Below are 13,338 nucleotides of genomic sequence, written 5' to 3' on the forward strand. Positions count from 1 at the left end.
GCGGGCGGACGGCTCAGAGGGGTGGCGGGGCGTAGCCTCCGCCGCCGGGGGTGCGCAGGACGAGGACGTCGCCGGGGCCCACGTCGGTGGTGGCGGCGCCTTCGAGGTGTTCGACGGTGCCGTCGGCGCGTTCCACGAGGTTCTCGCCGAGGGCGCCCGGTTCGCCGCCCGCCATTCCGTACGGCGGGACCCTGCGGTGTCCGGTGAGGAGGGCCACCGTCATCGGCTCCAGGAAGCGCAGCCGCCGCTCCACGCCGTGGCCGCCGCGCCACCGGCCGCGCCCGCCGCTGTCCTCCCGTACCGCGAAGGCGTCGACCCGGACCGGGTGGCGCCACTCCAGGATCTCGGGGTCGGTGAGCCGGGAGTTGGTCATGTGGGTCTGGACGGCGTCGGCGCCGTCGAAGCCGTCGCCCGCGCCCGAGCCGCTCGCGACGGTCTCGTAGTACTGCACGCGCGCGTTGCCGAAGGTGACGTTGTTCATGGTGCCGGAGCCCTCGGCCTGGACGCCGAGGGCCGCGTAGAGCGCGCCCGTGACGGCCTGGGAGGTCTCGACGTTCCCGGCGACGGTGGCCGCCGGGTGGACGGGGGCGAGCATGGAGCCGGGCGGGACGCGGACCTCCAGCGGCTCCAGGCAGCCGCTGTTGAGCGGGATGTCCTCGTCGACGAGGGTGCGGAAGACGTACAGGACGGCGGCCATGACGACGGCGGTGGGGGCGTTGGCGTTCCCGGGCAGCTGGGCGGAGGTGCCGGTGAAGTCGAGGACGGCGGAGCGCCGTTCGCGGTCGACCCGGACGGCCACCTGGATCACCGCTCCCCCGTCGGTCTCGTAGCGGTACGCGCCGTCGTCGAGGCGCGCCACGATCCGCCGCACGGACTCCTCGGCGTTGGCACGGACGTGCCGCATGTAGGCCTGGACCACGTCGAGCCCGAACTCCTCGACCGTGCGGCGCAGTTCCTCGATGCCCTTCTCGTTGGCGGCGATCTGGGCGCGCAGGTCGGCGAGGTTGGTGTCCGGGTCGCGGGAGGGGTGGCGGGCGCCCGTGAGCAGGGCGCGGGTCTCGGTCTCGCGCAGCCGCCCGTCGCGTACGAGCAGCCAGTTGTCGAAGAGGACGCCCTCCTCCTCGACGGTCCGGCTGAAGGCGGGCATGGAGCCGGGGGTGATGCCGCCGATCTCTGCGTGGTGGCCTCGCGAGGCGACCAGGAAGCGGAGTTCGTCTCCGGCGTCGCCGAACACCGGGGTGACGACGGTGACGTCGGGGAGGTGCGTGCCGCCGTGGTACGGGTCGTTGATCGCGTACACGTCGCCCGGGCGCAGGTCGTCCGCGCGCCGGCGCAGCACCTCCTTGATGGACTCCCCCATGGAACCGAGGTGGACGGGGATGTGGGGGGCGTTGGCGATCAGGTTGCCCTCGGCGTCGAAGAGGGCGCAGGAGAAGTCGAGGCGCTCCTTGATGTTGACGGACTGGGCGGTGTTCTCCAGGCGGACGCCCATCTGCTCGGCGATGGACATGAAGAGGTTGTTGAAGACCTCCAGGAGGACGGGGTCCACGTCCGTGCCGGCGGCCACGCGCGCGGGGCGGGGGACGACGCGGTGCAGCAGGAGGTGGCCCTCGTCGCTCGCGGTGGCCCGCCAGCCGGTGTCGACGACGGTCGTGGCGTCGGCCTCGGCGAGGATCGCGGGCCCGTCCACGCGGTCGCCGGGCCGCAGGTCCTCGCGCCGGTGGAGCGGGGCGTCGTGGGGTGTGCCGGCGCTGTGCATCCGGACGGTGGCCGCGGGGGCGGGGGCGCCGGTGCGCTCCGCGGTGTCGACGAGGACGGGGCCGTGCGGTCCGGCGATGCCGACGGCCTCGACGGTGACGGCTTCGACGACGAGCGGCCGGTCCAGGGTGAAGGCGTACCGCGCGCGGTGAACGTCCGTGAACGCGGTTCTCAGCTCGTCGGCCGGTGCGAGGTCGACGGGCAGGCTCGCGTCCGTCCCCGCGTACCGCAGGAGCACGCGCGCGTGCGTGGAGACGGCCTCGTCGGGCAGTCCGTCGGCGCGCAGCTCCTCGCGGGTGCGGTCGGCGAGTTCGGCGCAGAGGGCCGTCACGCGGTCGTGGGTGCCGGGGGCGTCGAGTTCGGCCTCGACGGACTTCTCCCGGATGGCGGTGGCGTCGGCGAGCCCGATCCCGTACGCCGAGAGCACCCCGGCGAGTGGGGGGACGAGGACGGTGTCGACGCCCAGGGCGTCGGCGACCGCGCAGGCGTGCTGGCCGCCGGCGCCGCCGAAGCTGGTGAGGGCGTAGCGGGTGATGTCGTGGCCGCGCTCCACGGAGATCTTCTTGACGGCGTTCGCCATGTTGAGGACGGCGATCTCCAGGAAGCCCGCGGCGACCTCCTCGGGCGTGCGGCCGCCGCCGACCTCCCGGGCGAGGGCCTCGAACTTCTCCCGCACGACCTCGGCGTCGAGGGGGAGGTCGCCGTTCTCGCCGAAGACGGCGGGGAAGTGGCCGGGCTGGACGCGCCCCAGCATGACGTTGGCGTCGGTGACGGTCAGGGGGCCGCCGCGGCGGTAGCAGGCGGGGCCGGGGACGGCGCCGGCCGAGTCGGGGCCGACGCGGTAGCGGCGCCCGTCGTAGTGGAGGACGGAGCCGCCGCCCGCCGCGACGGTGTGGATGCTCATCATGGGCGCCCGCATCCGCACGCCCGCGACCTGTGTACCGAGTTCACGCTCGAAGGTGCCCGCGTAGTGCGACACATCGGTGGAGGTGCCGCCCATGTCGAAGCCGATGACACGGTCGTGTCCCGCCTGCGCCGAGGTGCGGGCCATGCCGACGACGCCGCCGGCGGGTCCCGACAGGACGGCGTCCTTGCCGCGGAAGTGGGCCGCCTCGCGCAGGCCTCCGTTGGACTGCATGAACATGAGGCGGATTCCGGCGAGTTCGGCGGCGACCTCGTCGACGTACCGGCGCAGGATCGGCGAGAGGTAGGCGTCGACGACGGTGGTGTCCCCGCGCGGGACCAGCTTGATGAGCGGGCTGACCTCGTGCGAGCAGCTCACCTGCGTGAAGCCCGCCTCCCGGGCCGCGGCCGCGACCAGGGCCTCGTGCCCGGGGTGCCGGTAGCCGTGCAGGAGGACGACGGCGGCCGAGCGGAAGCCGTCGCGGTGCGCCGCGGCGAGCGCTTCGGCGACGGCGGACTCGTCCAGCGGCCGGACGACACCGCCGTGGGCGTCGACCCGCTCGGGCACCTCGATCACGCGCGCGTACACCGCCTCGGGCAGCACGATGTGGCGGTCGAAGAGCTTCGGCCGGTTCTGGTAGGCGATGCGGAGCGCGTCGCGGAAGCCCTCGGTGATCAGGAGCACGGTCGGCTCGCCGCGCCGCTCCAGGAGGGCGTTGGTGGCGACGGTGGTGCCCATCTTGACGACGGCGATCCGGTCGGCGGGGACGACTTCGCCGGGGTCCAGGCCGAGGAGGAGACGGATGCCGACGACGGCCGCGTCCTGGCGGCGGGCGGGGTCGTGGGAGAGCACCTTGCGGGTGACGAGCCGGCCGTCGGGCCGTCGCCCCACGACGTCGGTGAAGGTGCCGCCGCGGTCGATCCAGAACTCCCAGCGCCCGGTCATCTCCCCATTGTGGCCGCGAGCGCCGCCGCGAGGGCGTCGTCCGCGCGCGCGTCGAGCGGCGCCGTGCCGGTGCCGTCGGCCCAGTGGCGCAGTTCGGCGCCGGCGAGCAGGAGGAGCTGCGGGAGCAGGTCGCGGCTGCGGCGCAGCACCCAGCCGGTGCCGGCGGTGGCGAGCCAGAGGAGGGCCTCGGTACGGCTCGGCGGCGGCTGGGCGGGCTCCGTCGAGGGCGGTGCGCCGTGGACGAGTCCCCGGGCGGCGAGGAGCCCGTGGAAGCCGGCGGCGACGGCCCGGTGGCCGCGCTCGCCGGGGTGCAGCCGGTCGGCGCTCCACAGAGTGCGGTCCTCGGTCCAGGCGGGGTCGGCCAGGTGCAGATGGACGGCCCCGTACCGGGCGGAGAGCGCGTGCACGACCGCGTTGACGGAGCGCTGGCGGCGGGCGAGCGGGCGTGCCAGGGGCGGCGGCAGGCCGAGCATCCGGCCCGGATCGGGAAGACAGGCCGTCAGGAGTACGGCTCCGAGGGCGTCGAGGTCGGCGCAGACCCGGTCCAGGCGGCGGGCGAGGAGTGCGATGTCGAAGGTCCGGCGGAGGGTGTCGTTCACGCCGACGACGACGGAGGCGAGGTGGGGGCGGAACGCGAGGGCGCGGGGAGCCTGTTGTTCGGCGACGTCCGCGCTGAGCGCCCCGCTGACGGCGAGGTTGAGCAAGGCGGTCCCCCGCGGCGGCGTCCCCGGCCTGTCCGACCTCGGCGGCTCCGACCTCGGCGGCTCAGTCACGCGCTTCTGGGCCCCGTGCTCTGCGGCCCCTCGCTCCCCGGCCCCGAGCCCTTCGGTCACGAGCCCTTCGGTCACGAGCCCCCCGGCCGCGAGGCCCTCCGCGAGCAGCGCCGCCCATCCGCGCCAGGCCCCGCCGACCCGGTCCCCGACGCCCTCGCTGAACGAGTCCCCGAGGACGGCGAACCGCAGGGGCCCGGTGCCGGCGGCCCCCGCGGGGTCGCCGAGGCGGGCGGCCGGGAGCCCCGGCACGGCGCCCGAGGCCCCGGGCCCGGCGAGCGCCGCCTCGGGCGGGGCGGGCAGCCTGACCCCCGGGACGGGAGCCGGTGCCGCCGGCGCGGCGGACGAGGCTCCCGGCGCTGCCGTACCCACCCCCGCCGCCTCCCGTCTCATCGGCGGGCCTCCTCGGGGACGCGCGGCCGGGGCGACGGGAGGGCGTCGTGGGCCTGGAGGAAGGCGGTGACGGCACGGTCCCAGGTGAAGACCTCCGCACGCGCGCGTGCGGCCCGGCGACGGGCGCTCTCCGGGGCCGCGAGGAGACCCCGTACCCCGTCGGCGAAGGCGCCGGGTGTGTCGGCGGCGGACGCCCCCGCCGTGCCCACGACCTCCGGCAGGGCCGAGGAGGCGCTGACCACGACGGGGGTCCCGCAGGCGAGGGCCTCCAGGGCGGAGAGGCCGAAGGTCTCCGCGGGCCCCGGGGCCAGGCACACGTCGGCCGCCGCCTGGAGGTCCGCCAGGGTCTCCCGGTCGGCCACGTGGCCGAGGAACCGCACCGGGAGGCGCCGCTCGCGCGCCCGCCGCTCCAGGGAGCCCCTCAGCGGCCCGTCCCCCGCGACGACGAGCGCCGCCGCGATCCCCAGGCCCCGCAGCTCCTCCAGGGCGTCCAGGGCCGTGCCGGGCCGCTTCTCGACCGAGAGCCGGGAGCACAGCAGGAGCAGCACCCGCTCCCCGCCCGCGTGGCGAGCCCGCAGCGCGGTGCTGCGGCGGCCGGGCCGGCAGCGCTCCAGGTCCACGCCGAGCGGGGCCCGTACGACGTTGCGCGCCCCGATCCGTACGAACTCGCGCTCCGCCCACTCCGTCGTGCACACGATCCTTGCGAAGGCCCACGCCGTGCGCCGGTTGAGCCGGTCCGCCGCGCGTGCGGCGAGCGCGGCAGGCACGCCCCAGGTGCGCAGCACGCCGTCGGCGGTCTCGTGGGAGACCATGACCGACGGTACGCGGGCGCGTCGCGACCATTCCCCCGTCCACCGCAGGGTGGTGCGGTCGGAGACCTCGATCCGGTCGGGGGCGAGTTCGTCGAGGAGGCGGCGGACCCGGCCCTTGTCGGCCAGGACCCGGTAGCCGCCGGTGCCGGGCAGGACGGGGCCGGGGAGGGTGACGACCCGGCCCTGCGCGGTGTGGTGGTCGCTCGCGACGTCGCCGGGGACGATGAGGACGGGTTCGTGTCCGGCGGCCAGGTAGCCGCGGCCGAGCTGGTCGAGGGCGGTGCGGAGGCCGCCCGAGGTGGGGGTCACGAAGTTCGCGAGCCGCACGATCCGGAGCCCGGATCCGCTCCCCGTGCGGGCCTCGGTACGGATCTCGCCCGTGCCGGATCCGCTCCCCGTTCTGGCGCCGCTCATGCCGCCACCGCCGTCCGCTCGCGCAGCACCTCCAGGTAGTGGCCGATCAGCTCGTCGCCGAGCGCCTCCCAGGTGCGCCCCTCGACGGCGGCGCGCCCGGCCAGGCCGTACTCGGCGCGCGTCCCGGGCGCGGCGGCGAGCGCGGCGACGGCCTCGCGCAGCGCGTCCGCGTCCCCCGGGGGTACGAGGAGCCCGGTGCGGCCGTGGTCGACGAGGTCGAGGGGTCCGCCGGCGGCCGGGGCGACGACCGGGACCCCGCTCGCCATGGCCTCCTGGACGGTCTGGCAGAAGGTCTCGTACGGGCCGGTGTGGGCGAAGACGTCGAGCGAGGCGAAGATCCGGGCGAGGTCGGCGCCGGTGCGGCGGCCCAGGAACCGGGCGTCCGGCAGGGCGGCCCGGAGGGCGGGCCCGCTCGGCCCGTCCCCGACGATCACGACCCGGACGCCGGGGAGCGCACAGACCTCGGTGAGCAGGTCCACCCGCTTCTCGGGGGCGAGCCGGCCCACGTAGCCGACGAGGAGCTCCCCGTCGGGGGCGAGCTCCCGGCGCAGGGCGGTGTCGCGCAGTTCGGGGCGGAAGCGGGCGGTGTCGACGCCGCGCCCCCAGAGCCGGATGCGGCCGATGCCGTGGGCCTCCAGGTCGCGGGCGGCGGCGGAGGACGGGGCGAGGGTGCGGTCGGCGGCGCCGTGCACGGCGCGGAGGCGGCGCCAGGCGGCGCCCTCGCCGGTCCCGACGTACGTGCGCGCGTAGCCGGCGAGGTCGGTCTGGTAGACGGCGACGGCGGGTATCCCGAGCCGGGCGGCGACGGTCATGCCGCGGACGCCGAGGACGAACGGTCCGGCGAGGTGGACGAGGTCGGCGTGGTGGGCGGCGATGGCGGCGGCGACCCGACGGCTGGGCAGGGCGACCCGTACCTGCGGATAGCCGGGCAGGGGGAGGGAGGGCACCCGGACGACGGCGCAGGGGGCGTCGGCGTCCGCGGCCGGGTCGGCGACGGCGGGGGCGATGACGAGCGGGGTGTGGCCCCGCCGGACGAGGTGGCGCGCGGTCTGCAGGGCGCAGTGCGCCACACCGTTGACGTCGGGAGGGAAGGATTCGGTGACGATGACGACACGCATACGGGTGTTGTCGTCGGGCCCGGCGTGTCCCTGCCAACGTGGATCTTGACGGGGAGGGAACGTCCCATGAGCGTTTCCCCCGGAGGGCCGGAGGCGCGAGAACACCTCGGCCCCCGGGGCGGGGCCACGGTCGGCGGGTGGTCCGCCGCAGGCCGCGCCGCCCCGGGGGCCGGGTGGCGGGTGGCTCGGGGCGGCAGGTCGGGCCGGGAGGGGGTGGTCGGACCTGTCGCTGCCCCGGAGCCGGGGTCAGACCTGGAGGTCCGGCCCTATCCGGTTGCGTACCGCCGTCTGGACCTCGACCTCTTCGGCGGGATCCGCGGCGAGCCGGCGCAATCGTTCGGCGACGCGCACGTCACCGGTCTCGGCGTGCTGGGCCGCGACCTCGCGGGTGGTCTCCTCGCAGTCCCACAGGCATTCGACGGCGAAGCCGGTCGCGAAGGTGGTGTCGGTGGCGGCGAGGGCGCGGGCCACACGGCCGCGCAGCTGGGAGGAGGTCGTCTCGCGGTAGACGTGGCGCAGCACGGGCGCCGCGCAGGCGATGCCGAGGCGTCCTGCGCCGTCGACGAGGCAGCCGAGCTCGGGGGCGTCGGGGCCCGCGGAGCGCACGGTGCCGCGCAGGGCGCCGAGGACGAGGGGGGTGTCCTGGGCGATGCCGCGGCAGGCGAGGACCTCGGCGGCGGCGGTCCCGAGGGCGTCGGTGCGCCGGACCCACGCGCGGGCGCGGGCGACGGCGTCGTCGCCGCACATCCGCCGGTAGGCGGCGACGGCGGCGTCGGCGATCTCGCGGGAGTCGCCGTCGGCCGCGGCCTCGACGAGGTCGAGGACGGCGGGGTCCCGTGACTCGGCGAGGTGGTGGAGGGCGGCGCCGCGGGCTCCGGGCGCCCCGTGGCGGGCGGCGGCGAGCAGCTCGGGCCGGTCCTCGGGTCCGGCGACGGCGGTCAGGCAGCGGGCGGCGGGGCCGTGCAGCACGGCACCGCGCTCGTACCCCTCCTGCGCCCAGTCGAGGACGGCCTTGACGCTCCAGCCGGGGCGGGGCCCGGCGGGGCGCATCTGGCGCTGCCAGCGGTCGAAGGAGCCCTGGTCCCGGGCGGCCCTGATACGGGCGCCGACGGACTCGCGCGGGTCCTCGGCCCACAGCCGCCAGGGCCGGGGCTCGAAGGCGTCGCGGACGACGGCGGCCAGCTCGGCCTCGCCTTCCGCGTCGGCCGGGAAGCGGGCGAGGACGGGCAGGGCGAGCGCGCGGAGTCCGGCGTCGTCGTCGCGGAGCGCGAGCTCGTCGAGGGCCCAGGCCCAGTTGGCGCCGGTCGCCGCGTACCGCCGGAGCAGCAGCAGGGCGTCCTGGCGTCCGTAGGACGCGAGGTGCCCGAGGACGGCGAGCGCGAGCCCGGTCCGGGACTCCTCGGTGTCGAGGTGGTCCTCGGCATCGAAGAGGTGCGCCTCGATCTCGTCCAGGCCTCCGTGGAGGTCCAGGTAGAGACGGGCGTAGTACAGGGAGCGGTTCTCGACCTGCCAGTCGTGGCGGGGGTCGTCGAGAACGCAGTGGTTGAGGGCCGCGAGGGCCTCGGCGCGTGGCGCGGCGAGCGCGTGCAGGGTGCCGTCGCCGCGGCCCCGCTGCAGCAGGCCGAGCAGGGTGCCGCTCGGCGCTATGACTGGATCGAACATGGGAAGACGCCTCACATCAAGCTGTCGACACGACCGGGGGATACCGGGGGCAACCCGGTCGGGCGGTACATCGCCCGTACGCCTAGGCCGTGCGGCAACATTCGGGGCCGCCCGTCGTCGTCATTCGCCTGCCAGTGACCATCTTCCTCAGCCTCTCGTCGGTGGCCCGTTTTGCCGGGCCCGACGTCATGATGACCCACCCATTTCGCCACCGCGACCACATTTACGACGCCGCTCCCACCTGGGGTTCAGCCGCCGTTCACCTGGCTCCGAAGAGCTCCAGGAGTTCGGTCTTGCCGAACATGCGGGCGGTGTCGAGCGCGGACGGAGTCCCGGCCTCCGGATCTGCGCCGCCGGCGAGGAGGGCGCGGACGACGGCGTCCTCGCCCTTGAAGACGGCGCCGGCGAGCGGGGTCTGGCCGCGGTCGTTGGCGCGGTCGGCCTCGGCGCCGCGCTCCAGGAGGGCGGTGACCGCGGCGGCGTGGCCGTGGTAGGCGGCGAGCATGACGAGGGTGTCGCCCCTGTCGTTGGTGAGGTTCGCGGGGACGCCCGCGTCGAGGTAGCCGGCGAGGGCGTCGGTGTCACCCGTGCGTGCGAGGTCGAAGACCTTGGACGCCAGCTCGATGACCTCGGGGTCCGGAGTCTCGCTCATCGGGTGGACCGCCTCTCTCCTGCGTTGTTGGCCTGTGCACGGCAAGCGCGGCCGTACGAGTGAATCGACAGGGTACTGCCCGTCCGGCGACATGACCGCGCCCGACCGAGGCAAAGATCACGTCATCCCGCCCCGGGACCCGCCTCTAGCGCACGCCGGGCATTTCGCCACCCGGCGAGGCGTCCGGCGTCCGCCGGTCAAGTGAAATCGACGATTTTTCACCCTAATGCACCTTTAGTCACATAGATACTTGCTGTGAACCTGGAAGGACTCATGGTGACTGTCCCCTCAACCAGGAGAACAACCAATGATCCTGTCCATTTCAGGCGTGGTCCTGCTCGGCATCATCTGCTTCCTGTTCTTCAAGAAGGACGGGATGAAGGCCTCGCACGCCCTCGTCAGCTCGCTGTTCGGCTTCTACCTCGCGGGCACCGCCATCGCCCCGAGCATCACGGCGGGCGGCCAGAGCCTCGCCGGCCTCCTGGGCGGGATCAAGTTCTGACGCCCTCCAGTCCCTTCCAGCGATTCAGGAGTACTTAGTGGCCCGGCGACCACTCCCCCGCATTCTGAGCAGCGGCAGCGCACAGATCGCTCGTAGTCGAGAGATCGCGCGCTCGGCCGCCGACAGCGCCACCGACGTGCTCCATCCGCTGATCACGGTCTCCCGTGGTCTGCGGAAGCTGGCCGCGACCGCGCGCGCCAAGTGGGCCGCGACGCCGAAGGAGCGGCGTGGTCCCACGCTGCTCCTGGTCGCGGCCTGCGTCCTGGTCGTCGCCCTCATGCCGTACGGGCCGCTCCTCGCGCTCGTCCTGCTCATGGGCGCGGCCGCCTGGAAGGGCCGTGAACGCCCGGTCGTGAAGACCGGGCCCGACGACACGGAGATCGCCCGCCTCAAGGGCCTGTACGAGGCCCTCGTGCCGTACTTCTCCGTCCCCGAGGACCCCTCGCCGCTCTTCGCCCACGGCGGGGAGTGGAGCGGAGCCTTCGGCGAGTACGCCTTCGACGAGGACGGGCGGCTCACCCGGCTGCGCATCGCCTACCCCCCGTACTTCACGGACGGCGAGCCGGCCGCCCGCGCCCGCATCGAGCAGCTGCTGCACGCCAAGTCGGGGCGCGGCCGCGAGTACCTCTTCGACTGGGACGAGGAGGGCAACCGGCTCGTCATGAGCGTGCTGCCCGCCCTGCCCACCACCATCGCCGCCCAGCGCTTCGTCACGGTGCCGGGCGAGACGGTCCTCGGCTTCACCGACGCCGACGCCGTGCAGCGGACCGTGCCCGTCGTCGCGGCGGACGGCACGGAGGACGCGCCCGCGGTCGTCTGGCGCACCGGCCCCCGCTCCACCGAGCCGCACCTGCTCGCCGTCGGCCAGCCCGGCAGCGGCACCACCTCCCTGCTGCGCTCGATCGCCCTCCAGGCCCTCCCCCACGGCGACGTGCTGATCGTCGAGGGCGGCGGCACCGGCGAGTACGCGTGCCTGACCGGCCGCGACGGCGTCCTCGCGGTCGAGTGCGGGCTCTCCGGGGCGCTCGCCACCCTGGAGTGGGCGGCACACGAGACGGAGCGGCGGCTCATCGCCGCGAACCGCGCCCGGCAGGCCGGGCAGCCGGCGCCCGAGGACACCCGCCGGCCGCTGTGGATCCTGCTCGACCGGCCGAGCATCCTCGGCCACCTGGCCGCCGCCGACGGCCGCCCCGACCCGCAGGAGCTGCTCCAGGTGCCGCTGCGGCACGGGCGGGCGGCGCAGGTCACGGTCGTGGTCGCCGAGCAGTTCGACTCCGTCGACACGCTGAGCGATTCGGTACGGACCCACACCAGGGCCCGGGTCGTCCTCGGGCCCGCCACGCCGGAGCAGATCGCCGCCGTGCTCGGCGCCCGGCCGCACACCACGCCGACGCCGGAGGTCCCGGCGGGCCGTGGCTACGCGCGCCTGGGCACCGGCCCGGTCCTGCGGCTCCAGGTGCCGGCGACGCCCGACCCGTACGACGACGCGACGAGCGAGACGCACCGCCAGGCGGTCCTGGAGCTCCTCCCGGAGCGCCGCGCGATCGCGGCCCCGGCCGCCCCGGCCGTCCTGGTCAAGGCTCCGCCCGCACCCACCGCCCCGCCCGCGCCCGTCTCCCCGCCGGCCGTCACCGCCTCGGACACGGTCTCGATCGCGGCCGCCGCGGTCGAGACGGTCCCCGGCTCGGCTCCCGAACCGGCCCCGGCGCCCCGCGCCGAACAGGACTCGGGCCCCGCCCCGTTCCACACCCCCGTCCCCGCGGAGGGCTGAGACCGGCTGGACACGCAGGAAGGGTCCCCACGCACGCGCGTGGGGACCCTTCCTGCGTGTCCGCGTGACCGGTCAGGCCACGAACGACCGCGGCGGTTCCGCTCCCCCGCCCGCGCCCGACTCGACCAGGCGGGCCGCGGCGGCGAGCCGGACGGCCGCCTCGTCGGCGACCGGGCCGCCGACCGTGAACGGCAGCCGGACGAAGCCCTCGAAGGCGCCGTCGACACCGAAGCGGGGACCGGAGGGCACGCGGACGCCCACCCGCTCGCCCACCTCCGCGAGCCGGGAGCCGGAGAGGCCGCCGGTGCGGACCCAGAGGGTCAGACCGCCGCGCGGGACCGAGAACTCCCACTCCGGGAGCTCCCGGCGGACGGCGGCGACCAGCGCGTCCCGGTTCTCCCTGGCCTGGTCGCGGCGGAGGCTCACGGCCTCCTCCCAGCCGCCCGTCCGCATCAGCCAGTTCACACCGAGCTGCTCCAGGACGGGGGTGCCCAGGTCGGCGTACGCGCGCGCGGCCACCAGGGAACGGATGACGTCGGGAGCGGCCCGGACCCAGCCGATCCGCATGCCCGCCCAGAAGGCCTTGCTGGCCGAGCCGACCGTGAGGACGGTGGCGCCCGCCGGGTCGAAGGCGCAGACCGGCCGGGGCATCTCCAGGTCCTCGTCCAGGTGCAGCTCGGCCATGGTCTCGTCGACGACGAGGACCGTGCCGGCCGAGCGGGCCGCCTCGACCAGCTGGCGCCGCTGGTCCTCGTCGGCGAGCGCGCCGGTCGGGTTGTGGAAGTCGGCGACGACGTACGCGAGGCGGGGCGCCGCGTCCCGCAGCACCTGCCGCCAGCGGGGCAGGTCCCAGCTGCCGAGGCCCTCGGCCATGGCGACGGGCACGAGGCGGGCGCCGGCCGAGCGCATCAGCTGGAGGATGTTGGCGTACGAGGGCGACTCGACGGCGATCCGCTCGCCGCGCCCCGCGAAGAGGTGGCAGATCGCGTCGATGGCGCCCATGGCGCCGGTCGTGACCATGATCTGCTCGGGCATCGTGGGGATCCCGCGCGCGGTGTACCGGTCGGCGAGCATCTGCCGCAGCGCGGGCAGCCCGGCCGGGTAGTCCCCGTGCGTGTGGGCGTAGGGCGGCAGCTCCTCCAGGGCGCCCTGGACGCCCCGGGTGAGCCAGGGCTCGGGGGCGGGCAGCGCCGCGCAGCCGAGGTCGATCATCGAGCCGAGGGACTCGGGCGGCAGCGGTTCGAGGCCGCGCGCGGGCAGCGGGTTCCCCGCGGGCACGGCGGTCCAGCTGCCGGCGCCGCGCCGCGACTCCAGGAAGCCCTCGGTGCGCAGCGCCTCGTAGGCCGCGGCGACGGTGGTGCGGCTGACGGTGAGCGCGAGGGCGAGCTCCCGCTCGGCGGGCAGGCGGGCGGCGACCGGGACGCGGCCCTCCAGGACGAGCAGCCGGATGCCGTCGGCCAGGGCGCGGTAGGCGGGCGGCTTGCGGGCGCCGGGTCCGGCGGGCCGGGGCTGCTGCGCCTGGAGCTGCCGGGCGAGCTGAGCCGGTCCCACCGCCGAAGTCCACTGAGCCATGGAAATCAGTCCACCTTCCTCGAATTGGCCATGGGCGACACCCGATCCCCCGCCACAGAGTGTCA

At 75.7% G+C, this 13,338-nt stretch carries 9 protein-coding genes; 2 read left to right on the forward strand and 7 right to left on the reverse strand.

Annotated elements, in window-relative coordinates; translation table 11 throughout:
* Positions 1-13: 13 nt before the first annotated feature.
* The 6 genes from AB5J54_RS07325 to AB5J54_RS07350 form a co-directional block, all read right to left on the reverse strand.
* Entirely contained in the window at positions 14-3,607 is a 3,594-nt protein-coding gene (locus AB5J54_RS07325) for a hydantoinase B/oxoprolinase family protein (RefSeq protein WP_369143082.1), read from the reverse strand.
* Positions 3,604-4,569 (reverse strand): SGNH/GDSL hydrolase family protein, encoded by a 966-nt coding sequence (locus AB5J54_RS07330; RefSeq protein WP_369149248.1) that lies wholly within the window; start codon positions 4,567-4,569, stop codon positions 3,604-3,606. The genes AB5J54_RS07325 and AB5J54_RS07330 overlap by 4 nt, the downstream gene beginning before the upstream one ends.
* A gap of 197 nt (positions 4,570-4,766) precedes the next feature.
* Positions 4,767-5,996: a glycosyltransferase gene (locus AB5J54_RS07335; RefSeq protein ID WP_369143083.1), complete on the reverse strand. Its 1,230-nt coding sequence runs from the start codon at positions 5,994-5,996 to the stop codon at positions 4,767-4,769.
* Positions 5,993-7,114, reverse strand: a complete 1,122-nt coding sequence (locus tag AB5J54_RS07340; RefSeq protein ID WP_369143084.1) for a glycosyltransferase family 4 protein — start codon at positions 7,112-7,114, stop codon at positions 5,993-5,995. Before AB5J54_RS07340 ends, AB5J54_RS07335 begins: the two co-directional genes overlap by 4 nt.
* 246 nt (positions 7,115-7,360) lie before the next feature.
* A complete protein-coding gene (locus AB5J54_RS07345; protein ID WP_369143085.1) occupies positions 7,361-8,776 on the reverse strand; it encodes a HEAT repeat domain-containing protein in 1,416 nt (471 codons plus the stop codon).
* Positions 8,777-9,035: 259 nt separating this feature from the next.
* Positions 9,036-9,428 (reverse strand): ankyrin repeat domain-containing protein, encoded by a 393-nt coding sequence (locus AB5J54_RS07350; protein ID WP_369143086.1) that lies wholly within the window; start codon positions 9,426-9,428, stop codon positions 9,036-9,038.
* Positions 9,429-9,735: 307 nt separating this feature from the next.
* Here AB5J54_RS07350 and AB5J54_RS07355 point away from each other — a divergent pair, with 307 nt between their 5' ends.
* Together AB5J54_RS07355 and AB5J54_RS07360 are read left to right on the forward strand one after the other, a co-directional pair.
* On the forward strand, positions 9,736-9,930 hold the full coding sequence (locus AB5J54_RS07355; RefSeq protein WP_030691317.1) for a hypothetical protein: 195 nt from the start codon (positions 9,736-9,738) through the stop codon (positions 9,928-9,930).
* A gap of 37 nt (positions 9,931-9,967) precedes the next feature.
* Positions 9,968-11,701: a hypothetical protein gene (locus tag AB5J54_RS07360; RefSeq protein ID WP_369143088.1), complete on the forward strand. Its 1,734-nt coding sequence runs from the start codon at positions 9,968-9,970 to the stop codon at positions 11,699-11,701.
* 72 nt (positions 11,702-11,773) lie between these two features.
* On the opposite strand, the gene AB5J54_RS07365 is transcribed toward AB5J54_RS07360, so the two are convergent.
* Positions 11,774-13,273: a PLP-dependent aminotransferase family protein gene (locus tag AB5J54_RS07365; RefSeq protein WP_369143089.1), complete on the reverse strand. Its 1,500-nt coding sequence runs from the start codon at positions 13,271-13,273 to the stop codon at positions 11,774-11,776.
* Positions 13,274-13,338: the final 65 nt, after the last annotated feature.

Origin of the sequence: Streptomyces sp. R44, from assembly GCF_041053105.1 — a bacterium.
Lineage (GTDB): Bacteria > Actinomycetota > Actinomycetes > Streptomycetales > Streptomycetaceae > Streptomyces.